Consider the following 561-nt stretch of genomic DNA (forward strand, 5'->3'; position numbering starts at 1 on the left):
TGAAAACAGAAATAACCACAGAATACGCGACCGGCTATACTGGTGACTGCAGCCAGTAATATGGCAAAAAACAACAAGGTAAGGGACAACATCCAGATATCTTGCGGAAAAATTGTGATATCAAAAAAATTGAACTGCCGATTGGGAATATCAAAAAGAACAGCTTGTTGTCCATTCCAACGGAGGTAGGGACCAAGAAAGAAGATTAACCACACTGACATGCCAAACCATTTCAGTCGTCTGAAACGGCCCGACATACGTTTTGCTACGACTTTAGTGCCGCCGGCGTTAACATGCCAGTCAGAGACCTCATCATAGATGTCATTAATATTGAGCTCAGCTGACTTCGCTTGTTCCGACACAGTTTGGACCTCATTCACAGCTTATCCGATGGAATTGTAACACGTTCGAGCACATAAGCATTTACTGATTTAGTTTTTAATTTACAAAAAAAGCCGAAATAATCGGCTTTTTTTGCGTTTATCATTTACTTAATTATCGTTGGAACTATCTTCCATATTTTTGACTACCTTGTATGCAATGACGCCAATGACAACTATC

The 561-nt window shown here is 40.1% G+C and carries 1 pseudogene; it reads right to left on the minus strand.

What is annotated here, in order from left to right:
• Positions 1 to 329 (minus strand): annotated as a pseudogene (locus tag B3O33_RS06775) (4Fe-4S binding protein); the annotation flags it as partial.
• Between the last annotated feature and the right edge of the window lie 232 nt (positions 330 to 561).

Origin of the sequence: Methylophaga sp. UBA1464, assembly GCF_002325665.1 — a bacterium.
Lineage (GTDB): Bacteria > Pseudomonadota > Gammaproteobacteria > Nitrosococcales > Methylophagaceae > Methylophaga.